Here is a 24,312-nt window from a genome sequence, read left to right on the forward strand (position 1 = left end):
CGCGCCCTTCGCGGTTAAAGTTCGATGCGGATGTCGTGGATCCACAGTTTCGGCGGACGTGAGAGGACAAAGACCACCACATCGGCCAGATCATCCGGTTCGGTGAAAATGTGGTTCGGCACATCCTCTCCGGCCTTGGCGAACATGCCGGTATTGGTGCCCGACTGATACAGCCCGCCAATCCGCACGCCGGTGTTTTCCTCATCCGCCTTCAGCACCTCGGTAAAGCCGCGCACGCCGTATTTCGTGGCCGTATAAACCGACTGCCCCGCCTGCGCCACGACACCGGATTTCGACACGACATTGAGGATGATCGCCTCGTCATTGTCGCGCAGCGCGGGCAGCGTTGCCTGTGTCATCTGCATCAGACCGGTCAGATTAGTCTGCACCGTCGCCTGCAGCATCTCCGGCGCGATTGTGTCGAGCGGCCCGGCTTTGTGCCAAATCCCGGCGTTGTTGATCAGGATATCGAGCCCGCCAAAACGCGCCAGCACCTGCGCCGCGGCATGGTCGATCGCCGATGGGTCTTGCAGATCGCAGGTCAGCCCCACGGCCTCTGCCGCGCCTGCGGCTGTGCAGGCCTCGGCCACCGCCTGCAACCGCGTCTCATCGCGGCCCAGAATGGCCAGCCGCGCGCCGGTCTCTGCCAGTTTCAGGCAGATGTGCCGCCCGATCCCGTCGCTGCCGCCGGTAACCAAAATACGTCTGTCGCGCAGTTCCATGTCGTTCTCCTATGCTGGCGGCGGCTTACCGCGCGACAAAGCCGCCGCCAAGCCCTGCCCGCGCGGTCGGTCAGATCGTGATGATTTGCGCCCGAATTGCCTTGGCCACCGCATGGGTTTTGTTGGTCACCTGCAGCTTTGCGCAGGCATTATAGAGGTGGTGGTTCACCGTGCTGGCCGCCACCGTCATGATCTGCCCCGTTTCCCAAGCGGTTTTGCCCACGGCGGCCCATTTTAGCACTTCCTTCTCGCGGGTGCTTAACCGCGGCCCCAGCGGGGCGCTGGCAAGATTCGCCACGATGTCACTTTGGATCAAACAGCCCAGATAGATAGCATCGGCGATGATGCCACGCTTGTATTTGCGCCATTCATGAATGCGCAGGTCAGAGTTCAGCGTGAGCACCGCCTTTCCATGCAGGTGGTCCCGAATGGGGATCGACACGCCGTTTTGACGCACGCCAAACTCCATCGCCTCCCCGAAAAAATTGCGGGTGGTCCGGTCTACCTTGGGCAATTCGCTCCAGTCCACGGGCAAGGTGCCCTCAAGGGATTGGTCGACCACCGGGTCGATCAAATGATAGCTTTCCTCTTGGTAGCGCGTCAGCCAAGCCGGGTCATAGGTCGTGTGAATGACCGGATCGCTGTTGCCGGGGTTGGTTTTGTGAAACCCCAGATATGACAGGTTGTTCAACCCCATCTCCTGCGCCAAGACCTGCAGCATCTCGGTCGGCTTGATGTCTGGTCGTTGCTCTTTCAGGAGGAGGTAGCGGTCGGAAAGCGGGGTCACCATAGGGCGGCGTTCAAAAGCTCATTTGGTTAAAAACTGAGCACCTTGATAGAACGCCTCAACCCCTGAGGGAACATCACCGCCGTGAATGATTTCCCGGAATGAGGGAAACGGGCAGAGACGTTGCATTTTTGCCCTATTGGACAAGGGACAAGCCAAACGACCGCCCGACCAAAGATCGGAACGTTCGCCCCCACAGTCGAGGCCGTGCAGGGCATAAAGCGGCCCCTGCCCGAAAACCTATGCGCCCCCTACAACAACAAAAACGTCCAACTCAGCGGACAAGGGCGCGGCGTCCCGAAGCAGGGGCCGGAACAGAGCCAAATGGCAGGCCCTGTCAAAAGATCGCGTCAACCTGAGCGCGCATCTCTTGTTTGGCTATCATTCAGCGCAGCCGCAAACTCCGATAACAAGATTCCCGCGATCGATCCTCAAGCATTTGTTATAGTTTGATTAAATTTCTGGCAGTTCTTGACTGATTGAGCCTGAGTGCGCCTGTAAACCTAGTAAAATTTATAGTCGCGAGTGAATCGTCAAAGCCAAGCATCGCTTTCATACACCTGCAAGATTGCGCTGTTACAAAATTTTCACTGGCAATCTGACATCTAGTTCTGTAATTCACGAATTATGGAACAACTAATTCCCAACCGCCTTGCCACCCTCGGCCATCCGCAGCGTCTCGCGCTTTTTCGGCTGCTGATGCGCCGCTACCCGGACCGGGTGCCCGCGACCGAACTGGCGCAAGCGCTTGGTCTCAAGCCCAACACCCTCTCGAGCTATATCGGCGCGCTGATGCAGGCCGGGCTGGTGACCCAAGAACGGCAAGGCACCTCGCTGCGCTATGCGATCGATCTTGCGGCCGCCCGTGACACCATCGGCTACCTGCTGAACGACTGCTGCCGCGGACGGCCAGAGATTTGCCTTCCCCTCACCTCTCCAGATGGAAACGCTCCCATAACCGACGACAAGTTCAACGTCCTGTTCATCTGCACCGGCAACTCCGCCCGGTCGATCTTTGCCGAAAGCATCCTGCGCGACCTCGCGGGGGACCGCTTTAACGTCTACTCCGCAGGCACGCGGCCACAATCCGCATTGAACCCCTTCGCGGTAGAGGTGCTCAGGCAGAAGGGCCATGACGTGACGCAGCTTCGGTCGAAACATATATCCGAGTTTCAGACCGAAGACGCGCCCGGTTTTGATTTCGTTTTTACCGTTTGCAATCAAGCAGCTAACGAAGAGTGCCCCACATGGCCCGGCCAACCGATCACCGCCCATTGGGGCCTGCCCGATCCGGTGAAGGTCGAAGGCTCCGACGCCGAAAAGAGCCTCGCCTTTCAGCAAGCCTATGGCACGCTGCGCAACCGAATGTTGGGCTTTACCAGCCTGCCACTGACCTCGCTCGACCGTATTTCGCTGCAAAAAGCGCTCGATGACGCGGGCCAAACCGACAAAGAAGGATTTTCCGCATGACCGTCTATGCCATCAATGGCCTTGGCCGCATCGGCAAGCTCGCCTTGAAACCCCTGCTGGATCAGGGGGCGGAGATCGCATGGATCAACGACGCGGTGGGCGACCCGGAGATGCACGCACATCTGTTGGAGTTCGACACGGTGCACGGGCGCTGGCAGGCTGATTTCGCGCATGACGCCGACAGCGTGAGCATCAACGGCACCCGCCTGCCCTTTATCGGCACCCGCGACCTCAGCGCGCTGCCGCTCGACGGGGTGGATGTGGTGATCGATTGCACCGGGGTCTTCAAAACCGACGCCAAACTCGCCCCCTATTTCGAGGCGGGGGTGAAGAAGGTGGTGATCTCGGCCCCTGTAAAAGACGGTGACGCGGCCAATATCGTCTATGGCGTCAACGATGATGTCTATGACCCTGCCCGGCACCGGATCGTCACGGCGGCAAGCTGCACGACCAACTGCCTCGCCCCGGTGGTGAAGGTGATCCATGAGGCGATGAAGATCAAACACGGCTCCATCACCACGATCCACGATGTGACCAACACGCAAACCATCGTTGACCGCCCTGCCAAAGATCTGCGCCGCGCGCGCTCGGCCCTGAACTCGCTAATTCCGACGACCACCGGCAGCGCCACGGCGATCACGCTGATCTATCCCGAACTCAAAGGCCGCTTGAACGGCCATGCGGTGCGGGTGCCACTGCTGAACGCTTCGCTGACCGATTGCGTGTTCGAGGTAGAGCGTGAGACGACCGTGGAAGAGGTGAACGCCCTGTTCAAAGCCGCAGCCGAAGGCGAGTTGAAAGACATCCTCGGCTATGAGGAGCGCCCGCTCGTCTCGGCAGACTACACAAACGACACTCGCTCAAGCATCATCGACGCGCCCTCCACCATGGTGGTGAATGGCACGCAGGTAAAAATCTACGCTTGGTACGACAATGAGATGGGCTACGCGCACCGTTTGGTTGACGTAGCGCTGATGGTCGGGGCAAGTCTGTGAGCCAGAGCGCGACCCGCCCCGAGGGGCTATCGGCCTATATCGCGGTCACGGCGGCCTATTGGGCCTTTATGCTGACCGATGGCGCGTTGCGCATGTTGGTGTTGTTGCACTTTCACCGGCTTGGCTTTTCGCCCGTGCAACTGGCCTATCTCTTTGTGCTTTATGAGATCGCGGGGGTTGTCACCAACCTCTGCGCGGGTTGGATCGCGGCGCGGTTTGGGCTGGCCTCGACGCTTTATGCGGGGCTGGGCTTGCAGATCGTGGCGCTGCTGGCGCTGGCGCAGCTTGATCCGTCTTGGGCGGTTGGTGCCTCGGTGGTGTTCGTCATGCTGGTTCAGGGTGCAAGCGGGGTGGCCAAGGATTTGGCCAAGATGTCGTCGAAATCCGCCGTGAAGCTGCTGGCGCCGGCTGAGGATGGCGGGCTTTTTCGCTGGGTCGCGCTGCTGACGGGCTCCAAGAACATGGTCAAGGGTCTGGGCTTTCTGCTCGGCGCGGCGTTGCTGGCCACGCTCGGCTTTGTCTGGGCGGTGCTGGGCATGGCCGCGATCCTTGCGCTGATCCTGATCGCCGTCCTGACCGCCATGCCGCCCGGCCTGCCGAAGGGCCGCAGGGGCGCGAAGTTCTCCGAAGTCTTCTCCAAATCCCCCAACGTGAATTGGCTGAGCGCGGCGCGGGTGTTTCTGTTCGGCGCGCGGGATGTTTGGTTTGTGGTGGGCATCCCGATCTATTTCTACGCGGTCCTCTCGGACGGCACGGAGGAAAGCAACCGCGCGGCGTTCTTCATGATCGGCACATTCATGGCGGTCTGGGTGATCCTCTACGGATTGGTGCAGATCTTCGCCCCACGCCTGCTCCGCGCCAAATCCCGCCCGGCGGAAGACCTGATCTCAGCCGCGCGGGGCTGGGCATGGTCGCTTGCCGCCGTGCCTGCGGCGCTGACGCTGGCCGCGCTTTTCAGCGATGGACCGCAGACATGGCTCACCGCAACACTGGTCATTGGTTTGCTGGCCTTTGGCGCGGTCTTTGCGGTGAACTCTTCCCTGCACTCCTACCTCATCTTGTCCTTCACAAAGGCCGAGCGGGTGACGATGGATGTGGGGTTTTACTACATGGCCAATGCCGCCGGGCGGCTGTTGGGCACATTGATGTCGGGGCTGAGCTATCAAGTTGGCGGGCTGCCCCTGATGCTGGGGGCGGCGGCGATCATGGTGGCCCTGTCGGCGCTGCTGGTCGGGTTCTTGAAACCCGACCAAGGCTGACCGTTAGCCTGCTTTGCTGGCGCGACCGTTGCTTTGACCGTCCTGCGTATAGGCGGTCATCGCCGCGACGGCGCCCTCGTCCCAGATCAGCGTGAGCCAAGCGACAAAGGCATCACGGAAGGCGTCGACCTGCGCCAGATCACCGTAAAGGCGGTCTTGCTCTAGCCACGCTTCGGGCCGTTCCCGCGCGGCCTGCGCCACGAATTGCAGATCGTCCCAGATCGGATCATTCGCCACGATCTCGCTGCCGTTTTCGCGCGTGCCTGCACACATCCGCGCCCAGAGAGCTTCGACCAAGGCCAAGCCAGAGACTGAGCGCCCCGCCGCCAGTTGATCCCGCAAGATCGGCAGGACAAAACCGGTGTGCCGTGCAGAGCCATCAAATGCGACGCGGCGCGTGGTGTCGACGATGCGCGGGTTCGAGAACCGCTGTTCGATCAGATCGAGGTATGCCAGCGGCGTCATCCCGGGCACCGGGGCGACCGTCTGGGTGATCTCTTCGGCCTGTACGCGGTGGAACATCGCGCGGATCGCCGGATGCGCCATGGTGGCCGAAATCGTCTCGATCCCCAGCACTTCACCGACGTTCGCCAAAACCTGATGGCCCGCATTGAGGATACGGATCTTCATCTTTTCATAGGCATGCACATCGTCCGAGAAGGTGGCCCCCACCTGATCCCAGTTGGGGCGGCCTGCGCAGAAGTCGTCTTCGATCACCCATTGGCGAAAGGCTTCATGCGTGACGGGTGCCGCATCGTTCACGCCAAACTCTCGCGCCTGCGCGATCTCGGCGGGGCCGGTGGCCGGGGCGATGCAATCGACCATAGAGTTGGGGAAACTGCCGTTCGCTTCGATCCAATCGGCCAGCGCCGGGTCGGACATCCGCGCCAGCGAAACGACCGCTTGGCGCAGGATATCGCCATTGCCTTGCAGGTTGTCACAGCTGAGCCCCGTGAACGGCCCCTGCCCCGCATCGCGGCGCAGCCGCAGGGCCGCGACTATGGCCCCAAAGGCCGTGCGCGGGGTCTCGGGATGGGCCGCGTCATGGACAATATCGGCGTGGGTAGCGTCGAACCCCTTGCTCACCGGATCGATGTAATAGCCGCTTTCGGTCACCGTCAGCCCGACGATGCGGATGACCGGGTCGGCCATGGCGCGGATCAACGCACCGTTGCCCTCTTCGATCGGCAGGTAGTCGATCATCGACCCCACAACCTCAGCCGAGGTCTGCGCGGGGTCGAGTTCGATCAGCGTCGTCAGACAGTCCTGCGCCAAGAGCTTCTCGCGCATCGCCGCATCATAGGGGCGCACGCCCGCGCCGAGGATCGCCCAGTCATGCGCTTGGCCGTTCTGCATCAAACGGTGCAGATACCACGCCTGATGCGCGCGGTGAAAATTGCCGACGCCGATATGCACGATGCCGGGGGTCAGGGCGCTGCGGTCATAGGTGGGCCGCGCGATATCAAGATCGCCCAGCGTCGCGTTCGAGAGGTCTACCAGTTTATCCATGATCCACATCCTTGTAGGGCCGCGCACCGGGGAGAGGGTGCGGGGGTCGGCCTGTCGTTCCTGTCGCTTGCATCACTCGACCCGAAGGCCCTGCGCATCGAACCGGTGCAGCTTGTCCGCCTGCGGGGTGAGGAAAATCCGGTCGCCATGTTTGACCGACAACTCCCCATCCACACGCACGGTCATCGGGTCACAGCCCGCGACACCGTGGATGTGCAAGAAGGTGTCAGAGCCCAGATGCTCGGCCACGCCGATGGTGCCTTCCCAAGCGCCCTCGGTGGTGGAGACGTCAAAATGCTCGGGCCGGATGCCGATGGTCGGCGCGCCGCGCGCTTCGGCTTCGGCACCTTTGATGAGGTTCATTTTGGGCGAGCCGATGAAACCCGCGACGAATTCGTTGCGCGGCTTGTAGTAAAGCTCAAGCGGGGTGCCGACCTGTTCGATATAGCCCGCGCGCAGCACGACGATCTTGTCGGCCATGGTCATCGCTTCGACCTGATCGTGGGTCACGTAGATCATCGTCGTGGCCAGCCGCTTGTGAAGCTCGCTGATTTCCAGACGCATCCCCACCCGCAGCGCGGCATCGAGGTTCGACAGCGGCTCATCGAAAAGGAACGCCGAAGGCTCCCGCACAATGGCACGGCCAATGGCCACACGCTGGCGCTGACCGCCTGACAGTTGGCCCGGACGACGGTCAAGGTAGTCAGTCAAGTTCAGCGCTTTGGCAGCCGCTTCGATCCGACGGTTTTGTTCATCCGCAGGCAGCCCGGCCATCTTCATCGGAAAGGCGATGTTCTTGCGCACCGACATATGCGGGTAAAGCGCGTAGGATTGGAACACCATCGCCAGACCGCGTTTCGCGGGCGGCACATGGGTCGCATCCGTGCCGTCGATGTCAATATGGCCCGAGGTGATATCCTCCAACCCCGCAATCAGCCGCAGCAGTGTAGATTTCCCGCAGCCCGAGGGGCCGACGAAGACGGTGAATTCGCCGTCTTCGATGGTCAGATCAAGGGGCGGAATGACTTCCACATCGCCGAAGCTTTTGGAAACCTGATTGAGTTTGATTTGTCCCATGTGACTGTCCCTTACTTACTTGACTGCGCCGAATGTCAGGCCGCTGACAAGCTGCTTCTGGCTGAACCAGCCGAGGATGAGGATTGGCGCGATGGCCATGGTCGAGGCCGCGCTGAGTTTCGCGTAGAAAAGACCTTCGGGGCTGGAATAGCTCGCGATGAAGGCTGTGAGCGGTGCCGCTTTGGCCGCTGTGAGGTTGAGCGTCCAGAAGGCTTCGTTCCATGCGAGGATGAAGTTCAAGAGCAGCGTCGAAGCAATGCCGGGGATCGCCATGGGCGTGAGGACATAGAGCACCTCTTCACGCAGGCTTGCCCCATCCATCCGTGCCGCTTCCAAGATCTCGCCGGGGATTTCGCGGAAGTAGGTGTAGAGCATCCAGACGATGATCGGCAGGTTGATGAGCATCAAGATGATGACCAAAGCGATCTTGCTGTCGAGCACACCGAACTGGATGCAGAGCAGGTAGATCGGGTAGAGCACACCGACCGCGGGCAGCATCTTGGTCGAGAGCATCCAGAGCAGGATGTCTTTGGTCCGCTTGCCGGGCACAAAGGCCATCGACCATGCGGCGGGCACCGCAATCAAGATGCCAAGAACGGTCGAGCCCCCGGCGATGATGATCGAGTTCCACAAGAAGCGCCCGTAGTTCGAGCGTTCCAGAACCGCCTCGTAATTGGCCAGCGTCCAATCAAAGCCGAGGAAGATCGGCGGATCGGCGATGGCCTGTGCTTCGGTCTTGAAGCTGGTGAGGATGGTCCAAAGGATGGGGAAGAAGATCAGGAAACCGATACCCCATGCGAGGGCCGTGTTGACGATCTTGCGTTGTCTGGTGACTGCGCGTGCCATGATGTCTCCTCCTCAGGCGTCCAGGTTCTTGCCGACGATGCGCATCAGGAAGATGGCAACGATATTGGCGAGAATGATTGCATAGACACCGCCTGCCGATCCGAGGCCGATGTTCTGGCTTTCCAGTACCCGCTGGAAGATGAGATAGGTCAGTGTTTTGGTCCCAAAGGCACCGCCCGTGGTCACGAAAATCTCCGCAAAGATCGACAAGAGAAAGATCGTCTGGATCAGGATCACCACGGTGATCGCGCGGCCCAGATGCGGCAGGGTGATATAGGCGAAACGTTTGGTAGCGGGCGCGCCGTCCATCTCAGCAGCGTCAAGCTGCTCGCGGTCAAGCGATTGGATCGCGGTGAGCAGGATCAGCGTCGCAAAGGGCAGCCACTGCCATGACACGATAATAATGATCGAGGTCAGCGAGGCTTGGCTCATCCATTGCACCGGGGTCGCCCCGAAGAATTCCCAAAGGTAGGCGAAAAGCCCGTAGTTCGGGTCCATGAACATGTTCTTCCACACCAGCGCCGAAACGGTGGGCATAACAAAGAAGGGCGCGATGACGAGGATGCGGACAAAGCCCTGCCCCCACATCGGCTGGTTCAACAGGATGGCGAGCAAGATGCCCAAGCCCACCGTGATCGCCAGCACACCGCCGACGATAATCAGCGTGGTCATCACCGAAGGCCAGAAGGCGCTCGAGGTGACGAAACGCACGTAGTTGTCAAACCCCACCCAGCCCAGATCACCGCCGCGCATCGGCAGGTATTTCTTGAAGGAAAAATAGAGCGTCATGGTCAGCGGGATGAGCATCCATCCAAGGAGCAAGACCACCGCAGGGGCCATCATCAGGCGTGCCGCTGATCGGGAATGTTGGGTAGCCATCGGGCACATCTCCTCTGCAGGCGGCGGATGCCGCGTTTAGGTGAAGGGTATCATATCAGGTGGTTGGGCGGAAAAGGGCGGCGGTGTTTGCCGCCCTTTGTGCCGGAGAAGCAGCGGCTTAGCGGTAGCCAGCAGCTTCCATTGCGTCGTTGGTCAGGTCCTGTGCCTTCTCAAGTGCCTCTTCGACGGTCTGCTGACCGGCATAGGCGGCAGAGAACTCTTGGCTCACGTCGGTCGCGATGCCTGCAAACTCTGGGATCGCGGCGAACTGAACACCGACATAAGGCGTCGGATCGACGGTGGAGTTCTCAGGATCAGCCGACAGGATCGAGTCCAGTGTCATCTGTGCAAAGGGCACTTTCTGGTACTCGGGGTTCTCATAGAGCGACTTGCGCGCGCCGGGAGGAACGTTGGCCCAACCTTCGTTCTCGGCAACCAGCTCGATGTAGTCTTTCGAGGTGGCCCATTCGATGAACTCTTTCGCGGCATCTTCTTTCTGAGTGCCCGCCGGGATCGCCAGCGCCCATGCCCAGAGCCAGTTGGAGCGTTTGCCGAGGCCCGTGTCCGGTGCCAGCGCAAAACCAACCTTGTCGGCCACGGTGGAATCTTCACCATTGGTCACGAAGGACGCCGCCACGGTGGCGTCGATCCACATGCCGCATTTGCCCTGTTGGAACAGCGAGAGGTTTTCGTTGAAACCGTTGGAGGCGTAGCCCGCAGGGCCGCTCTCATCCATCAGGTCTTTGTAGAAGTTGATCGTGTTGGCCCAAGCTTCAGTGTCGAACTGGGCGTTCCAGTCTTCGTCGAACCAGCGTGCGCCGAAGGAGTTGGACATCGCCGTGATCAGCGCGCCGCCCTCGCCCCAACCGGCTTTGCCGCGCAGGCAGATGCCGTTGATGTCGTTTTCACGGTCGGTCATGGCAGCCGCGGCTTCGCGGATGAATTCCCAAGTCGGGTCTTTCGGCATTTCCATGCCAGCTTTTTCCATCAGATCCGTGCGGTACATGATCATGGAGCTTTCGCCATAGAAAGGTGCCGCGTAAAGCGTGCCTTCGTGGCTCAGACCACCGGCCATGGCGGGCAGGATATCGTCTGCGTCATAGTCTTCGCTGAGGTCGTCCAGCGGCACCAGCCAGCCGTTCGCACCCCAGATCGGCGTTTCATACATGCCGATGGTCATGATGTCGAAAGAGCCGCCCTTGGTCGAGATGTCGGTGGTGACGCGCTGGCGCAGCACGTTTTCTTCCAACGTGACCCACTCCACTTCGTGGCCGGTCTCTTCGGTGAATTTGTCGGTGTAGCCTTGCATCCGGATCATGTCGCCGTTGTTCACGGTGGCGATGGTGATCGTCTCAGCAAAAGCGCCGCCGCCCATGATCAGGGACATGGCTGTCGCGGCTTGCAATGATTTATTCGAGAACATCGATAGTTCCTCCCTCTATAGATGATGAAGCAAGACTAGCGATCCACATAACGCGCCGTCAACTTAAATTTTACGCGCGTTAATTATTTTTCAGGCAACTTGCGAACTCAAGGGGTTACGCAGAGGCCCGCATCACAAGTTTGCCCTCAAATAACGTCTCTTCGCGCTCAGCCAGCCGCGTTTCGCTTTCGATAATGCGGAACAGGGTGCTGGCCGCACGATTCGCGATGGCGCCATAATCCTGCGCGATGGTGGTCAGCGGCGGACAGGTGTAGCGCGAGAACGGGTGGTCATCCTGCCCCGCGATCCGCATGACGCAATCCTTGCCGTGGCCAACCCGCAGCCCCAACTCATAGGCCGCTGACAGCATCCCGATGGCTAGACGGTCGTTCGAGCACAGCACTGTATCCGTCTCAAATGCCCCTGCCGAAATCAGCCGCCCGCCCTCGGTCGCGCCGATCTCTTCAAAGTTCCACCCCTCGCCCGGCACCTGATGGATATGCGGGGCAAAGCCATGCCGCTCCATCGCCTCAAGATAGGCTAGGCGGCGCTTGTTGGCGTTCGGGTTGCTGGGTGTCTTCATCTCGAAAAAGCAGGGCGGCTCACCGCTGCGGCACAGGTATTCGACAATCAACTCGACGCTTTGAAAATTGTCGGTACCCACGAAAGCCTCACAGACCCCTTCGACATTGGCGTCAAAGGTCACGACGGGCACGTCCCGGCAAAAGCGCGCGATCGCATCCCGGTCCGAGGCTTTGCCGAAGGGCGCCAAAAGCACGCCCGCAGGTTTCAGCGCCCGAAGCGAGTCGAGATTAGCCCGCTCCTGCGCCGGGTTGCCGTGCGAGCTGAGCAAGATCGGACTATACCCCGCCGCAAGACAGGCCAGTTCCACCTCGCGGCCAATCTCGGAAAAGAACGGGTCGGCGAGGTTGGGCACGACAACGCCAATGTTGCGGGTTTTGCGGCGGTTTTGGTTCACCGCATAGACATTGGGACGATAGTCATGCTGGCTCAGCGCCGCTTCAATCTTCTCGCGGGTCGAGCGCCGCACGCTGTCGGGATCGTTAAAGTATTTCGACAGCGTGGGCCGGGAAATGCCACTTACAGCGGCAAACTCCTCCATATTGCGGATTTTTTGCTGCCCCATCTTAACCCTCCCTTGACGTAACGCTGCGCGCGTAAACTAAAGTCAATATAGAGATAAGTTCGGCCAGCCAGCAAGGGTCTGTTGACGGCAGGCTTTCCATGGCCGTCGCCAAAGCCAAACTGCCACCAGTCTTTAGGGGATTAGCCCGCCTTTCCTGATTGCGCTGCTGCACGTGCCAGCGCTTCGATCCCTGCCCAATCCTGCGCGTCGATCAGTTTCTTCGGGGCCACCCAACTGCCGCCCGCGCAAAGCACATTGGGCAGGCTCAGGTAGCTTTCCACATTATCGGGGCTGACGCCGCCTGTCGGGCAGAAGGTGATCTGCGGCAGCGGTGCGCCGATGGCTTTGAGTGCGGGTGCCCCGCCAGAAGCTTCGGCGGGGAAGAATTTCAGCATGTCATAGCCACGTTCCAACAGCCGCATCGCCTCGCTCGCCGTGGCGGCACCGGCCAGCAGTGGCAGGTCTTCTTCCTCGCAGGCGGCGATCAGCGCATCTGTGGCACCCGGTGAGACGCCAAAGGTCGCCCCCGCCCGTTTCGCCGCGCGCACGTCTTCGGGGGTGATCAGCGTTCCCGCCCCCACATGGCCGCCCGTGACTTCGGCCATGGCCGCAATCGCGTCGAGTGCGGCAGGCGTGCGCAGGGTCACTTCCAACGCAGGCAGCCCTCCAGCGATCAGTGCTTCGGCCAAGGGCCGGGCGTCGGCGACATCTTCGATCACCAGCACAGGCACGATCGGGGCAAGCGCACAGATTTCGCGGGTGCGACGGCTGGCGTCTTTTGCAGTAAGGGTCATGGATCAGCCTCCAAAAATGGTTGCGCCGGTGGTAGCAGAACCGACTGTGTCGCGGAACATAGCGAACAACTCGCGCCCCGTCCCGGCATGGTAAGCAGAAAGATCAGCGGTGACATTGGGACGGTCATCGAACCCTTCGGCCAGCACGTCAAGCGTCCCTGCAACTGCGTCAACCCGCAGCATATCGCCATCCTGCACCCGCGCGATGGGGCCGCCGTCGACCGCCTCGGGGCTGACGTGGATCGCCGCGGGCACCTTGCCCGACGCGCCCGACATGCGGCCATCGGTGACCAGCGCGACCTTCTGACCGCGCCCCTGAAGAATCGACAGAAGCGGCGTCAGGCTGTGCAACTCGGGCATACCGTTGGCCTTTGGCCCTTGGAAACGGACGACAACGATCACGTCGTCGGTCAGCTCGCCCGCTTTAAACGCTGCCTTCACCTCATTCTGATCCGCAAAGACCCGCGCCGGGGCTTCGATGATGTGGTGTTCGGCCGCCACGGCAGAGACTTTCATGCAAGCGGTGCCAAGCGATCCGGCCATGCGGCGCAGCCCGCCGGTGGGCTGGAAGGGATCGCTGGCGGGGCGAAGGATCTTCTCGTTCAGGCTTTCGCCCGCGCCCTTCTCCCAAACCAGGCCATCGGCCTTTAGCTTTGGCTCGGAGGTGTAATGCTCCAACCCCTGCCCGGCGACTGTATGGGTGTCGGGGTGCAGATGGCCGGATTTCAGCAATTCACCGATCATATAGCCAAGACCGCCCGCCGCGTGGAAATGGTTCACATCGGCCAGACCGTTGGGATAGACCCGTGCCAGCAGCGGCGTGATGTCGGAGATGTCCGAAAAATCCTCCCAATCCAAAATGATCCCCCCGGCCCGCGCCATGGCGATAAGGTGGATCAGCAGATTGGTCGACCCGCCCGTGGCATTGAGCCCGACGATCCCATTCACGAACGCTTTTTCATCAAGGATCGAAGCCACGGGCGTGTAGTCATTGCCCAGAGCGCTCAGCGCCAGCGCCCGTTTCGCGCCCTCTTGGGTCAGCGCATCGCGCAGCATGCCGTTCGGTGGCACAAAGCTTGCCCCCGGCAGGTGCAGCCCCATGAACTCCATCAACATCTGGTTGGTGTTGGCGGTGCCGTAAAAGGTGCAGGTGCCCGGCCCGTGATAGGCGGCCATCTCGGCGGCCATCAGCGCATCGCGCCCGACCTCGCCCGCGGCGAACTGCTGGCGCACCTTGGCCTTTTCGTCATTCGACAGCCCGCTTTCCATCGGCCCGGCGGGCAGGAAGACGGCTGGCAGATGCCCGAACGCCTGCGCCGCGATCACCAGCCCCGGCACGATCTTGTCGCAGACCCCAAGGAAAACCGCCGCGTCAAAGGTGTTGTGGCTGAGTGCCACCGACGCCGCCAGGGCAATCACATCGCGCGAAAACAGCGACAGTTCCATCCCCGCCTCGCCTTGGGTCACCCCGTCGCACATCGCAGGCACACCGCCCGCTACCTGCGCGGTGCCGCCTGCGGAACGTACCGCGTCGCGGATCAAATCAGGGTAACGCTCAAACGGCTGATGCGCCGAGAGCATGTCGTTGTAGGTGGTCACGATCCCGAGGTTGCCTGCGCTGGTGGTCGCCAGCCGATCCTTGTCTTCGCCAGACGCGGCATAGGCATGGGCCTGTCCGCTACAGGACAGATGCGCGCGGGCCGGTCCCTTGGCGCGGGCGGCTTCCATTCGGTCGAGGTAGGGGCGCCGGGTCGCCTCACTGCGGGCGATGATACGGTCGGTGACGCGGTCAATCGTGGAATGCAGGGTCATTGGTCGTCCTTTCGTGTGATCTCGCGCCAGCGGCGGCCGTCGCGGTGCATCAGCATCAGCGCCTCTTCGGGGCCTGAGCTGCCGGGGTCATAGGGGTACGGGGGTTGCCGGGTCTCTTCCCAGCCGTGAATGATCGGATCGGCCCAAGCCCAAGCGGCTTCGACCTCGTCCCCGCGCATGAACAACGTCTGATCGCCGCGGATCACGTCCATGATTAGCCGCTCATAGGCGTCTTGCGGGGTGGCCTGTTCGCCCAAAGCATCGGCAAAGGTCATATCCAGCGACACTTCGGCCAGACGCATGCCACCGGGGCCGGGGTCTTTGATCGTGTTGCGCAGGGTGATGCCTTCGTCAGGCTGCAGGCGGATGATCAGGGCGTTGCCTTTATGGCCCTCCATCGCCGGGAAGATCATATGCGGCGGGTCGCGGAAGATCACTGCGATCTCGGAACTGCGGCCACGCAGTTTTTTGCCCGTACGCAGATAGAAGGGCGTGCCCGCCCACCGCCAATTGGCAATTTTGACTTTCATGGCGATGAAGCTTTCGGTGCGGCTGTCGGGGTCGCCCGCATGATCGCAGTAGCTGCCCTCGCCCTGCGCGGCGCGGTATTGGCCGCGGGCGATGTCCTTCTGGACGACCGGCTCCAACGCCTCGATCACCTTCACCTTCTCATCACGCACCGCGTTGGGGTCAAAACGCGAGGGCGGCTCCATCGCCGTCAGACACAAAAGCTGCATCAGGTGGTTTTGCACCATGTCGCGCATGGCGCCGGATTTATCGTAATACTCCCCCCGCCCTTCAACGCCGAGGCTCTCGGAAACCGTAATCTGAACATGGTCGATATGGGTGGAATTCCACAGCGGCTCCCACAGGGCATTGGCGAAACGCAGCGCCATCAGGTTCTGCACCGTCTCTTTGCCGAGGTAATGGTCGATGCGGTAAATCTGGCTCTCATCGAAATTGGCCCGCAGGTCGGCGTTCAGCGCCTCCGCGGTTGCCAGATCATGGCCAAAGGGCTTTTCAACGACGATCCGGCTGTCGCGGGTGGCGATGCCGTGATCATGCAGCTTGCCGCCGATCGTGCCGAATAGCGACGGCGAGACCGAGAGATAGAAGGCCCGCACAACATCGTCGCGCATCAGGTCTTTCAGTCCCGACCAGCCCGCATCGCCCGCCGCATCCACACGCATGTAGTGCACCATGGCAAGGAACCGCTCCAAAGCGGCGCTCTCTTGCGCCAGCTTCGGGGCGAACTCCAGCAGGCTGTCGCGGATCATCTTGCGAAAGGCATCAGCATCAAGCTCGGAGCGGGCCGCACCGACGATCCGTGCGCCTTCGGGCATCTGGCCGACGGTGAAACGGTGGAACAGACCGGGCAGGATCTTGCGCCGGGCAAGATCGCCGGTCGCGCCGAAAATGACGAGGTCGAAAGGGTCAACGGGAATTACGCGCGATACCATGGGGTCAGCCCTCCTGCCTGCGTTGATGCGCGGCGGCACCATGTTTTCGATTGCTCAAAGCCATCGCCATCCCTCCTGCGCCCTCCTCAGGGCGGCCACTGGTAGCGCTAACATATCTGAGCGAAAAAGATAGGCGGTTCTTCAACATTTCATATTTCCTCTACCCAAGGCGCGTTCGCCCCGGCGCGCGAAACGGTCACGGCGGCGACGCGCGCGCCATAGGCCAGCGACTCGGTCAACACCTCGGGCGAAAGGGTGGCGAGCGCGGATTTATGGAGCTGACCCAGCTCAGACATCTTTGCCAAAACGCCTGCGTTGAAGGTATCGCCCGCCCCCACCGTATCGACGATTTCGGCTTTCACGGCAGGCACTTGCACCTCCTCACCATTGGCGAGATAGCCCATTGCCCCCTCGCCCCCACGGGTCAGGATGACAACCGACGGCCCCTTGTCCAACAACTCGGCCACCTTATCGCGCAGCGACAGGGGCGCCGGGTTGATCCAGTTCAGATCCTCATCCGATACCTTCACGATGTCCGACAGCGCCAGCATCCGGTCGAGCCTTTGACGGTACCGCTCGATATCCTTGATGAAACCGGGGCGGATGTTGGGGTCGATCATCACCGCACGGCCTTCGGCGTTTCGCGCCAGCAGATCTGCATAGGCATCCGCGCCCGGCTCGCAAGCCAAGCTGATCCCGCCGAAATACAGCGCCGAGACTTCAGCCGAGAGCGCGGGCATATCCCCCGGCGTGATCATGCGCCCGGCCGAGTTTTCGTCATAGAAATCATAGGTTGCATGGCCACCGACCAGCCGAACAAAGGCCAGCGTCGTCGGACGGTCGGACACCACCAGATGCGAGACATCCACATGGCTGGCCTTCAGCCCATCGACCAACTGCCGCCCGAACATGTCAGACGACAGGCCCGAGAGCATCCCCACCTGCGCCCCGAGCCGCCCCAAGGCGATGGCCGTATTGAAGACCGCTCCGCCCGCATGGGGCACAAAGCCGTCGGGGCCTGCGGTGGTTGGGGTTGGGATCATATCGATCAGGGCTTCTCCGCAGCAAAGGATCATCTGTCAGCCTTTCAAAAATGCGTCGCGGTCGACGAGGAAACGGTCCGAAAGCGGCAGGCTTGCCGCGCCAAGCGCGCGGGCGTCGCTGCCGACGGTCCCTTCGCGCAGGGCCGGAAGGGTGACGCCCGGCAGGGGCTGGGCGGCAAGATGGCGGCGGGTGCGCGCCACCAGATCCGCGCGAATTGTCTCAGGAAATGATCCATCGATCATCACCGTGTCAAAATCGATCAAGCATGTTGCGGCGCGGACCGCCTGCGCCAGCGCCTCGGCAGTGCTGTCGAGCCATGGGTCCAGAATGCCGGCGGAAAGTTCCCAAGCCGCCAGATCGCTCCACGGGGCGCGGCGAGTCTCTCCGGCCTCCTGCAACGCCGCCTCCAAGACCGCCAAAGATGCCACATCGACCAATTGCCGAGGCACGCCCCCGACCAGCGGCATGGAGCCGAGCGCCCCCGCATTGCCGCTTTTGCCGGTGTAGAGTTTGCTATCCAGCACCAGCCCACCGCCCACGAAATAGCCGATGTAGAAATACAGAAAATCGCGCGGCTTGTTCTGCGCGCCAAAAACCAGTTCGGCCCCGCAAGCGGCGGAAGTGTCATTGCAAATGGAAATCGGCAGATCGACCACCTCCGTCAAAGCGGCTTCGATATCAAAGTCCTGCCAGGCGCTCAGATCGCCGCCGGCAACCTCCCATTCCCACATGCCGAACGGCAGGGCGACCCCCAGTCCCGCCACCCGCGCCTGCTGGTCAGCGGTCAAAGAAGCGAGCGTGTCTTGCAAAGCGCGTCGCGCAAATTCCATGACCGCAGCGGGGGTGGGATGGGCATAGACCTCGCTGCTGCGGCGCGTCACTTGGCCTTCGAAGTCGGTCAGGATCAACGCGACACTGCGCCGCCCGACCTTTAGCCCCAGAAAGAAGGCCCCTTTCGCATTCAGGCTGATCGGCACCGAAGGCTGGCCCACCCGGCCCCGCACCCGCGCGCCTTTTTTCAGCAGCCCATCCGCTTCGAGGGCGCGCATGATCACGGATACAGTCTGCGCCGACAGACCGGTGAGCCGGGCAATCTCTGCCTTGGACGTAGGGCCGCTGCGCCGGATAAGCGACAGGACGAGCCGTTCGTTATAGGCCCGCATCCCGCTCTGGTTCGAGCCGCGCGCGGTCCGGTCGGCGAATGTCTGTAGCTGCTGCAAACTGGCCTCCTCTCCGGTTCATGCGGCGTCTCGAAGGACAAATCCCAAATGGGAGGGGGTGAGTCAACGATTAAATCAATCTAATTTACTTATTGGCAAGGAAGAGCCGCCTGCCCCTCTGGCAAGCGGCCCATTTTCGCGTTCAACCGGCCACCGTGATGCCGATCTTTCCCATGTGAGATTTCTCAAGAAAGGCTTCCTGCGCCTGCTTAAGGTCTTGCAGCGCATAGCTTTCCGCGACGACAGGCCGGATTTCTCCGCGTTCGATATACCCCACAAGGTCGGCAAAAACGCTCGGTTCCTGCCGCGTGCTGCCCATGAGGGTCAGATCTTTGAGGTAGAGCGTGCGCAGGTCCAACTCGACGATCGGCCCGGCAATCGCGCCCGAGGTCACATAGCGCCCGCACGTCACCACCGCATCAAGCAGCTTGGGCCAACGCGCCCCGCCAACAAGGTCGAGCACCACATCAAAGGCATCCTCCGGCAGCGCCGCATCCCGGTCGAGCGCCTCATCCGCGCCGAGCGCCTTCAGCGCCTCCATCTTGCCGGGGCTGGTCACCGCCGTCACATGCGCCCCGCGCCGTTTGGCCAGTTGCACCGCAGCCGAGCCGACGCCGCCAGAGGCGCCGGTGATCAACACACGCTCCGCCCCCAATGCCGCGCGCTGGATCATCCCTTCGGCAGTCGAAAAGGCGCAGGGAAAAGAAGCGAGTTCGAGGTCCGTGAGTGCGCTGTCGATCCGTAACGCATTGCTGGCCTCGGCGGTGGCGTATTCGGCAAAACCGCCATCCCGTTCCGATCCGAAGGTGACCAGATCATCCGGCCCCGCCCCCGCAGGGCTATACATGGGCCGGATCAGAACTCGCTCGCCAATCCGCCCCTCATCGATCCCCTCACCCACGGCCACGATCTCTCCGCAGCAATCGGCGCCTTGGATGCGCGGAAAGCTCAAGGCGCCGGACCAGCCGCCATCGGCGTCCGACGCGCCGTCGTAGCCCTCGCTCGCCGCCGACCCGGTATCGCCTCGCACCGCTTTGGAATACCAGCCCGTGCGCGTGTTTACATCCGTGTTGTTCACCGCCGCCGCGCCGACGCGGACCAAAACCTCTCCGGCTGCGGGCTTTGGCACCGCAACGTCTTCGCGCCACTCCAGTTTGTCCAAGCCGCCGTGGCCGGTCAGCCGCATGGCTTTCATCGTCTCTGGTAGGGTCATCGCTTCGGCTCCTTCGAGTGTAGAATTATTACTCTACTTGCGTAGGTAGAGGGCTCCCTCTACATCGTCAAGCATGACAGATACCCAAAGCAAAATCGCCGCCGGGCTTGAGCGTGCCTTTGCCGCCCGCGGTTTCGCCGAACCCAGCGTCGAAGACCTCCGCGATGCGGCGGGGGTAAGCCTGCGCACCCTTTATAAATACACCCCTTCCCGCGCTGAAATGGTGCTGGCGGCATTGGAAAATCGCCAACAGCGGTACCTCGCGCTGGTCTTCGATGATCTACCGCAGGCACCCGCCGACGCGCTGGAGGCGATCTTGGCGCGTGTCGGGCAGTGGATGGAAACGGAAACCTCTCACGGCTGCCTGTTCCATGCCGCCGTCGCCGCCGACCCCGGCAGCGACAGCCTGCGCGCCCTGCTAACGCGGCACAAGGCCGAGGTCGCGGCCAAGGCCGCCGCGGCCACCAATCTGGCGGGGGCCGAGACCGCGTTATTGCTCATCATCGAAGGGCTCACGCAGACCTGGCCGCTTCGGGGGGCGGAGGCCGTGACCGCCGCGCAGCGTTTGGCGCAGGCGCTTTCGCGTCATCCAGAGGCTTGCGCGGGGGTGTGATTAGGTATACCGGTCTACCTACCCGCAGGAGAGATCATGCCAAAGGCCCCCAGACAACGCCCCGCCCATGATCGGCTGATGCAGGCCGCGCAGGAGCTGTTTTACAACCACGGCATCAGTGCCACGGGGATCGACGCCATCGTCGCCCGTGCGGGCGTGGCCAAGAAAAGCCTCTACAACAACTTTTCCTCCAAAGCCGATCTGGTGAGCCAATACCTAGAGGCGCGGCACGCGGAGTGGCTTGCGCTTTACGCCGCGCGGGCCGCTGCCGCACAGACACCTCAGGCGCGGGTCTTGGCCGTCTTCGACGCCTATCAGGATCATGCAGAATGCGCCTATGAGCGCGGCTTTCGGGGATGTGGCCTATTGAACGCGGCGGCAGAGCTTGAGGCAGGCGATGCCGGGCGCGACGCGGTGCGCCAGCACAAAGAGGAGGTGGAGCGCATCTTGGCCCAGCACCTTGCCGAATTATTGCCCGAGGCCCCGGACCGCGCCGCCGCCACCGCCGCGCATCTTGCGTTTCTGTTGGAAGGCGCGATGGCCCGCGCCGGACTTGAGGGCGACAGCCGCCGGGTGCGCACGGCGCGCGCGATGGCCAAAGATATGCTAAGGATGCTCGCATGATGCAGGGTCACCGCTGGGGCGTGATCGCCATCCTTTTCGCAGCCGTTGTCTGGGGCACCACCGGCGCCGCCGCCACCTTTGCCCCCGACGTGAGCGCCGCCGCCATTGGTGCTGCGGCCATGGGTCTGGGCGGGATCGCGCAGGCCCTTTGGGCCGGGCGCGGCATCCTGAACCAACGTACGCGGCTCTGGCAGCAGCGCCGCCTGCTGGTCATCGGCGCAGTGGCGGTGGCGGTCTATCCGCTGGCCTTTTACGGCGCGATGCGGCTGGCGGGGGTGACGGTGGGCACGGTCATCACCATCGGCTCTGCGCCGCTGCTCTCGGCGCTGATCGAGTACCTTCTGGAACGCCGCCGCCTGACCCTGCGCTGGTCCCTTGGCGCGGCGGTGGGGCTGATCGGCATGGGGCTGATCTGTTTGGCCGAAAACGCCGCCCATGGGGAGACGCTGCGCGCGCCATCGGTTCCCTTGGGCGTCTTGCTGGGCCTGATCGGGGGCTTCACCTACGCGCTTTATTCGTGGAGCGCGCGCAAGATGATGCTGCAAGGCACCGGCTCTACCGTGGCCATGGGAGCGACCTTCGGGCTGGGTGGGCTGCTGCTGATGCCGGTGCTGCTGATCTCGGGCGGGGCTTTTCTGGCGTCATGGAACAACGCCGCCGTGGGGCTTTATATGGCCGCTGTGCCGATGTTTTTGGGCTATATCGCCTTCGGCTATGGCCTTGCCCGGGTGGAGGCAAGCATGGCCACCGTGATCACCCTGTTCGAGCCGGTCGTCGCCGCGGTACTCGCCGTGGTCATCGTAGGGGAACGCCTTCCCCCGCTTGGCTGGATCGGCGTGGCGCTGGTGATTGGCTGTCTTGCCATCATCACCCTACCCTTGCCATCACGGCTGCGCCGCGGCGTGGCTGCGCAGCCGCCGGGTGTCGCTTGACGGGCCGCCGTCGCTACAGCTGATCCGGCGGTGTCTCTCCCCGGAAAAAGTGATCGAGGTTGTCCAGCGCCTTGAATCCCATCGCATCGCGGGTGGCCACGGTAGCGCTGCCGACATGCGGCATCATCATCACGTTGTCATGGGCGGCAAAGGCCGGGTTGCCGCCCGGCTCAGTCACGAAACAATCCAACCCCGCCGCGCCGACATGGCCCGAGGTCAGCGCCTCAAGCAGCGCCGCCTCATCCACCAGATTGCCGCGCGCGGTGTTGACGATTACGCAGCCCTTGGGCAGACGCGCCAGCCGTGCTGCGTTCAAAAGGCCGACGGTTTCGGGTGTGGCCGGGCAGTGCAGCGATAGGAAGTCCGACACCGCCAGCAGGTCGTCCAAGTCGGCGTGATAAGCCGCGCCCGCCTCCTCCTCCGGGTTCAGAGGGCGGCGGTTGTGGTAATGAATCTCCATATCCAGCCCGCGCGCCTTGCGGGCAAAGGCGCGGCCCACGCCGCCCATACCGATGATCCCGAGCCGCGCACCGGAGAGCTGTTTGCCGACCAGCATCGCGGGCGACCACGACTGCCACTGCCCGCTGCGCACAAGCTGGTCCCCCGCCACCGCATGCCGCGCAGCCCCCAGCATCAGCATCAGCGCCAGTTCCGCCGTGGCATCCGACAGAACGCCGGGCGTGTTCGTCACGACAATTCCCCGCGCCTTGAGGCTGGGCAGGTCGCAGTGATCCACCCCGACGGAGTGGTTGGCGATGATCTTGAGCCGGGGGTCAAGCTGGGCCACCACATCGGCGCTGAAATGCTCGGAGTGACAGGGGATCATGCCATCGACCCGCGCGCTCATCGCGATGATATCCTCGGCGCTGCCGGGTGCGTCAGCCGGATCCCAGATCACCTCATAGTCACGCCGCGCCCGGTTGAGCGTGGCGTCAGAAAGCTGCCGGGTGATCCAGATGACAGGCTTGCCCATGGGTCAGTCCCGATCCTTCCGACTGGAGGTGAAGAAATCATAGGCCACGAAGGCCAGCGTCACCGCGACAATGATGATCAGATCAATGCTGGGCACCTCAACCGCGAGGATCAGCAGAAAGATCGCAATCGCGGCAAAGGCGAAAAGAGCAAGTAAACGGTTCATGTTTCAATCCTCATTGGGTTGCGCCATCGGCCCAGTCGAAAAGCCATTGTGCGCTGCGCATCAGGCGTCCGTCTTGGCCGTGTCCGCCGACCAGTTGCACGCCCATCGGCAGCCCGTCTTCCGATGTCATCAAAGGCACGTTCACACAGGGGCTGCCGCAGAGCGTCCATAGCCCGTTGAAAATCGGATCCCCGGTCGTGTCCAACCCGTGCGGTGCGGGGCCGGTGGCCGATGGGCACAAAAGCACGTCGCAGCGGGTCAGCAATTCTTCCAGCGCGGCGGTCAGCACCTTGGGCAGGTCGCGGGCCGATTGGTAATCGCGGGCCAGCACCTTGTTGCCCGCCTCCATCGCCTCGCGCGTCGCGGGTGACAGCAGGTCGGCCCCATCGCGCAGATAGGGGTAATAGTGATAGGCCATCTCGGCAAAGTTGATGCGTTTGCGCGCCTCTGCCGCCCCGTCGAAGACCGACGGCAGGGGCAGTTCGAACGCCTGATCGCCGAGCGCTGCGACCAATTCTTCGAAAGCCGCGTGAAGCTGCGGATCGGCATCCTCCCACCCCCGCGGGCGCACGAAACCAAAGACCGGCGGGATCGGCGGCGCGGTGGTGGTCTGCACCAAAAGCGCGGGCTTGGGGGCAAGTTCGGTGGCGCTGTCTTCGGGGTCATGGCCAAATAGCACCTCGGCCAGCAGCGCCGCACCGGCGGGATCGCTGGCAAAGACACCAATGGTGTCGAGCGAGGGTGACTGCGTCAGCACCCCCCGGCGCGGGATCGCGCCGAAGGTCGGTTTGAAGCCGGTGACCCCACAATAGGACGCAGGCCGGATCACCGAGCCGCCCGTCTGCGTGCCGATGGCCAGCGGCACCATGCCATCCGCCACAGCCGCCGCCGAACCTTGGGACGAGCCGCCGGGGCTATGCGCCGGATTATGCGGATTGGTGGTCTTGCCCGGATGCATGAAGGCAAGCTCGGTCGTGACCGTCTTGCCCATGATGATCGCGCCCTCGGCCTTGAGCCGCTCCACGATGAAAGCATCGCGCAGCGGCACGCGCCCCTTGTCTTGGGCCGCGCCGTTCTCAGTCGGGATGCTGCGGGTGTCGATCACGTCTTTCAGCCCCACCGGCAGCCCGTGCAACCGCCCAAGCGGTCGGCCCGCCCGACGATAACTGTCGAGCGTGCGGGCCTGTGCGCGGGCGAACTCGGGATCGAACCACGCCCAAGCGCCCACGACTTCCTCGCGCGCTTCGATCCGCGCGATGTAGCTTTCGACCAGCGCCAGCGCGTCCAGCGCGCCGCTCGCCAAGCGGTCCCGCAGTTCGGTCACGCCAAGTGCTGCCGCTGCGGTCAT

Annotated in this window: 23 protein-coding genes; 6 read left to right on the top strand and 17 right to left on the bottom strand. The window is 62.5% G+C overall.

Features of this window, described 5'->3' with window-relative positions:
* Nucleotides 1-14 precede the first annotated feature (14 nt).
* On the bottom strand, nucleotides 15-722 hold the full coding sequence (locus R1T45_RS20160) for an SDR family oxidoreductase (protein WP_317390075.1): 708 nt from the start codon (nucleotides 720-722) through the stop codon (nucleotides 15-17).
* 70 nt (nucleotides 723-792) lie between these two features.
* Nucleotides 793-1,512, bottom strand: coding sequence for a helix-turn-helix transcriptional regulator (locus R1T45_RS20165; protein WP_120350211.1), 720 nt, complete (start codon nucleotides 1,510-1,512; stop codon nucleotides 793-795).
* Nucleotides 1,513-2,136: 624 nt separating this feature from the next.
* Between R1T45_RS20165 and R1T45_RS20170 the strand changes: the two genes are divergently transcribed.
* Genes R1T45_RS20170 through arsJ form a run of 3 tightly spaced genes read left to right on the top strand, consistent with a single transcriptional unit; the run spans nucleotide 2,137 to nucleotide 5,233 of the window.
* Nucleotides 2,137-2,979 carry a helix-turn-helix domain-containing protein gene (locus tag R1T45_RS20170; RefSeq protein WP_317390076.1) on the top strand — a complete coding sequence of 281 codons (843 nt, stop codon included), beginning with the start codon at nucleotides 2,137-2,139 and terminating at the stop codon, nucleotides 2,977-2,979.
* Nucleotides 2,976-3,974 carry an ArsJ-associated glyceraldehyde-3-phosphate dehydrogenase gene (locus R1T45_RS20175; RefSeq protein WP_067939467.1) on the top strand — a complete coding sequence of 333 codons (999 nt, stop codon included), beginning with the start codon at nucleotides 2,976-2,978 and terminating at the stop codon, nucleotides 3,972-3,974. Before R1T45_RS20170 ends, R1T45_RS20175 begins: the two co-directional genes overlap by 4 nt.
* Nucleotides 3,971-5,233: an organoarsenical effux MFS transporter ArsJ gene (gene arsJ, locus R1T45_RS20180; RefSeq protein WP_317390077.1), complete on the top strand. Its 1,263-nt coding sequence runs from the start codon at nucleotides 3,971-3,973 to the stop codon at nucleotides 5,231-5,233. Before R1T45_RS20175 ends, arsJ begins: the two co-directional genes overlap by 4 nt.
* Nucleotides 5,234-5,236: 3 nt before the next feature.
* Here arsJ and R1T45_RS20185 read toward each other — a convergent pair whose 3' ends face one another.
* The 12 genes from R1T45_RS20185 to R1T45_RS20240 all read right to left on the bottom strand — a co-directional run bounded on the left by R1T45_RS20185 (nucleotide 5,237) and on the right by R1T45_RS20240 (nucleotide 19,657).
* Nucleotides 5,237-6,742 (bottom strand): mannitol dehydrogenase family protein, encoded by a 1,506-nt coding sequence (locus R1T45_RS20185; RefSeq protein ID WP_317390078.1) that lies wholly within the window; start codon nucleotides 6,740-6,742, stop codon nucleotides 5,237-5,239.
* Between the two features lie 72 nt (nucleotides 6,743-6,814).
* Nucleotides 6,815-7,819, bottom strand: a complete 1,005-nt coding sequence (locus R1T45_RS20190) for an ABC transporter ATP-binding protein (RefSeq protein WP_120350207.1) — start codon at nucleotides 7,817-7,819, stop codon at nucleotides 6,815-6,817.
* A 15-nt stretch (nucleotides 7,820-7,834) separates the two neighbouring features.
* The gene (locus R1T45_RS20195) at nucleotides 7,835-8,665 is read right to left on the bottom strand and encodes a carbohydrate ABC transporter permease (protein ID WP_067625898.1); all 831 of its coding nucleotides are present in this window, start codon (nucleotides 8,663-8,665) and stop codon (nucleotides 7,835-7,837) included.
* Nucleotides 8,666-8,677: 12 nt separating this feature from the next.
* The gene (locus R1T45_RS20200) at nucleotides 8,678-9,544 is read right to left on the bottom strand and encodes a carbohydrate ABC transporter permease (protein ID WP_120350206.1); all 867 of its coding nucleotides are present in this window, start codon (nucleotides 9,542-9,544) and stop codon (nucleotides 8,678-8,680) included.
* A 118-nt stretch (nucleotides 9,545-9,662) separates the two neighbouring features.
* A complete protein-coding gene (locus R1T45_RS20205; RefSeq protein ID WP_317390079.1) occupies nucleotides 9,663-10,967 on the bottom strand; it encodes a sugar ABC transporter substrate-binding protein in 1,305 nt (434 codons plus the stop codon).
* A gap of 115 nt (nucleotides 10,968-11,082) precedes the next feature.
* Nucleotides 11,083-12,114 carry a LacI family DNA-binding transcriptional regulator gene (locus R1T45_RS20210; protein ID WP_317390080.1) on the bottom strand — a complete coding sequence of 344 codons (1,032 nt, stop codon included), beginning with the start codon at nucleotides 12,112-12,114 and terminating at the stop codon, nucleotides 11,083-11,085.
* A 140-nt stretch (nucleotides 12,115-12,254) separates the two neighbouring features.
* Nucleotides 12,255-12,908, bottom strand: coding sequence for a bifunctional 4-hydroxy-2-oxoglutarate aldolase/2-dehydro-3-deoxy-phosphogluconate aldolase (gene eda, locus R1T45_RS20215; RefSeq protein ID WP_317390081.1), 654 nt, complete (start codon nucleotides 12,906-12,908; stop codon nucleotides 12,255-12,257).
* Nucleotides 12,909-12,911: 3 nt separating this feature from the next.
* A complete protein-coding gene (edd, locus tag R1T45_RS20220) occupies nucleotides 12,912-14,720 on the bottom strand; it encodes a phosphogluconate dehydratase (protein WP_317390082.1) in 1,809 nt (602 codons plus the stop codon).
* Nucleotides 14,717-16,180 carry a glucose-6-phosphate dehydrogenase gene (zwf, locus tag R1T45_RS20225; RefSeq protein ID WP_317390083.1) on the bottom strand — a complete coding sequence of 488 codons (1,464 nt, stop codon included), beginning with the start codon at nucleotides 16,178-16,180 and terminating at the stop codon, nucleotides 14,717-14,719. Before zwf ends, edd begins: the two co-directional genes overlap by 4 nt.
* Nucleotides 16,181-16,329: 149 nt before the next feature.
* Nucleotides 16,330-17,256, bottom strand: coding sequence for a carbohydrate kinase (locus tag R1T45_RS20230; protein ID WP_317390084.1), 927 nt, complete (start codon nucleotides 17,254-17,256; stop codon nucleotides 16,330-16,332).
* 3 nt (nucleotides 17,257-17,259) lie between these two features.
* On the bottom strand, nucleotides 17,260-18,387 hold the full coding sequence (locus R1T45_RS20235; RefSeq protein ID WP_317391139.1) for an ROK family transcriptional regulator: 1,128 nt from the start codon (nucleotides 18,385-18,387) through the stop codon (nucleotides 17,260-17,262).
* Between the two features lie 199 nt (nucleotides 18,388-18,586).
* A complete protein-coding gene (locus tag R1T45_RS20240) occupies nucleotides 18,587-19,657 on the bottom strand; it encodes an alcohol dehydrogenase family protein (RefSeq protein ID WP_317390085.1) in 1,071 nt (356 codons plus the stop codon).
* 73 nt (nucleotides 19,658-19,730) lie between these two features.
* Between R1T45_RS20240 and R1T45_RS20245 the strand changes: the two genes are divergently transcribed.
* Genes R1T45_RS20245 through R1T45_RS20255 form a run of 3 tightly spaced genes read left to right on the top strand, consistent with a single transcriptional unit; the run spans nucleotide 19,731 to nucleotide 21,826 of the window.
* On the top strand, nucleotides 19,731-20,270 hold the full coding sequence (locus R1T45_RS20245; protein WP_317390086.1) for a TetR/AcrR family transcriptional regulator: 540 nt from the start codon (nucleotides 19,731-19,733) through the stop codon (nucleotides 20,268-20,270).
* 36 nt (nucleotides 20,271-20,306) lie between these two features.
* Nucleotides 20,307-20,894: a helix-turn-helix domain-containing protein gene (locus tag R1T45_RS20250; RefSeq protein ID WP_317390087.1), complete on the top strand. Its 588-nt coding sequence runs from the start codon at nucleotides 20,307-20,309 to the stop codon at nucleotides 20,892-20,894.
* Nucleotides 20,891-21,826, top strand: coding sequence for a DMT family transporter (locus tag R1T45_RS20255; RefSeq protein ID WP_317390088.1), 936 nt, complete (start codon nucleotides 20,891-20,893; stop codon nucleotides 21,824-21,826). Before R1T45_RS20250 ends, R1T45_RS20255 begins: the two co-directional genes overlap by 4 nt.
* Before the next feature lie 13 nt (nucleotides 21,827-21,839).
* Here the strand turns inward: R1T45_RS20255 and R1T45_RS20260 are convergent, their stop codons facing one another.
* From R1T45_RS20260 to R1T45_RS20270, 3 genes are read right to left on the bottom strand one after another with little or no spacing between them, the layout of a single operon-like run.
* Complete coding sequence (locus R1T45_RS20260; RefSeq protein WP_132444698.1) at nucleotides 21,840-22,799, bottom strand: 2-hydroxyacid dehydrogenase; 960 nt, start codon at nucleotides 22,797-22,799, stop codon at nucleotides 21,840-21,842.
* Between the two features lie 3 nt (nucleotides 22,800-22,802).
* Entirely contained in the window at nucleotides 22,803-22,964 is a 162-nt protein-coding gene (locus R1T45_RS20265) for a hypothetical protein (RefSeq protein WP_165935563.1), read from the bottom strand.
* 10 nt (nucleotides 22,965-22,974) lie between these two features.
* Nucleotides 22,975-24,312 carry an amidase gene (locus R1T45_RS20270; protein WP_317390089.1) on the bottom strand — a complete coding sequence of 446 codons (1,338 nt, stop codon included), beginning with the start codon at nucleotides 24,310-24,312 and terminating at the stop codon, nucleotides 22,975-22,977.

This window comes from Sulfitobacter sp. LC.270.F.C4, from assembly GCF_032922545.1.
Classification (GTDB): Bacteria; Pseudomonadota; Alphaproteobacteria; order Rhodobacterales; family Rhodobacteraceae; genus Sulfitobacter; species Sulfitobacter profundi.

Excerpts from the sequence above, each read along its gene's own strand:
- R1T45_RS20160 (WP_317390075.1), bottom strand. The coding sequence starts at position 722 with ATGGAACTGCGCGACAGACGTATTTTGGTTACCGGCGGCAGCGACGGG.
- R1T45_RS20165 (WP_120350211.1), bottom strand. The coding sequence starts at position 1,512 with ATGGTGACCCCGCTTTCCGACCGCTACCTCCTCCTGAAAGAGCAACGA.
- R1T45_RS20170 (WP_317390076.1), top strand. The coding sequence starts at position 2,137 with ATGGAACAACTAATTCCCAACCGCCTTGCCACCCTCGGCCATCCGCAG.
- R1T45_RS20175 (WP_067939467.1), top strand. The coding sequence starts at position 2,976 with ATGACCGTCTATGCCATCAATGGCCTTGGCCGCATCGGCAAGCTCGCC.
- R1T45_RS20185 (WP_317390078.1), bottom strand. The coding sequence starts at position 6,742 with ATGGATAAACTGGTAGACCTCTCGAACGCGACGCTGGGCGATCTTGAT.
- R1T45_RS20190 (WP_120350207.1), bottom strand. The coding sequence starts at position 7,819 with ATGGGACAAATCAAACTCAATCAGGTTTCCAAAAGCTTCGGCGATGTG.
- R1T45_RS20195 (WP_067625898.1), bottom strand. The coding sequence starts at position 8,665 with ATGGCACGCGCAGTCACCAGACAACGCAAGATCGTCAACACGGCCCTC.
- R1T45_RS20200 (WP_120350206.1), bottom strand. The coding sequence starts at position 9,544 with ATGGCTACCCAACATTCCCGATCAGCGGCACGCCTGATGATGGCCCCT.
- R1T45_RS20205 (WP_317390079.1), bottom strand. The coding sequence starts at position 10,967 with ATGTTCTCGAATAAATCATTGCAAGCCGCGACAGCCATGTCCCTGATC.
- R1T45_RS20210 (WP_317390080.1), bottom strand. The coding sequence starts at position 12,114 with ATGGGGCAGCAAAAAATCCGCAATATGGAGGAGTTTGCCGCTGTAAGT.
- eda (WP_317390081.1), bottom strand. The coding sequence starts at position 12,908 with ATGACCCTTACTGCAAAAGACGCCAGCCGTCGCACCCGCGAAATCTGT.
- edd (WP_317390082.1), bottom strand. The coding sequence starts at position 14,720 with ATGACCCTGCATTCCACGATTGACCGCGTCACCGACCGTATCATCGCC.
- zwf (WP_317390083.1), bottom strand. The coding sequence starts at position 16,180 with ATGGTATCGCGCGTAATTCCCGTTGACCCTTTCGACCTCGTCATTTTC.
- R1T45_RS20230 (WP_317390084.1), bottom strand. The coding sequence starts at position 17,256 with ATGATCCTTTGCTGCGGAGAAGCCCTGATCGATATGATCCCAACCCCA.
- R1T45_RS20235 (WP_317391139.1), bottom strand. The coding sequence starts at position 18,387 with ATGCGGGCCTATAACGAACGGCTCGTCCTGTCGCTTATCCGGCGCAGC.
- R1T45_RS20240 (WP_317390085.1), bottom strand. The coding sequence starts at position 19,657 with ATGACCCTACCAGAGACGATGAAAGCCATGCGGCTGACCGGCCACGGC.
- R1T45_RS20245 (WP_317390086.1), top strand. The coding sequence starts at position 19,731 with ATGACAGATACCCAAAGCAAAATCGCCGCCGGGCTTGAGCGTGCCTTT.
- R1T45_RS20250 (WP_317390087.1), top strand. The coding sequence starts at position 20,307 with ATGCCAAAGGCCCCCAGACAACGCCCCGCCCATGATCGGCTGATGCAG.
- R1T45_RS20255 (WP_317390088.1), top strand. The coding sequence starts at position 20,891 with ATGATGCAGGGTCACCGCTGGGGCGTGATCGCCATCCTTTTCGCAGCC.
- R1T45_RS20260 (WP_132444698.1), bottom strand. The coding sequence starts at position 22,799 with ATGGGCAAGCCTGTCATCTGGATCACCCGGCAGCTTTCTGACGCCACG.
- R1T45_RS20265 (WP_165935563.1), bottom strand. The coding sequence starts at position 22,964 with ATGAACCGTTTACTTGCTCTTTTCGCCTTTGCCGCGATTGCGATCTTT.
- R1T45_RS20270 (WP_317390089.1), bottom strand. The coding sequence starts at position 24,312 with ATGACCGCAGCGGCAGCACTTGGCGTGACCGAACTGCGGGACCGCTTG.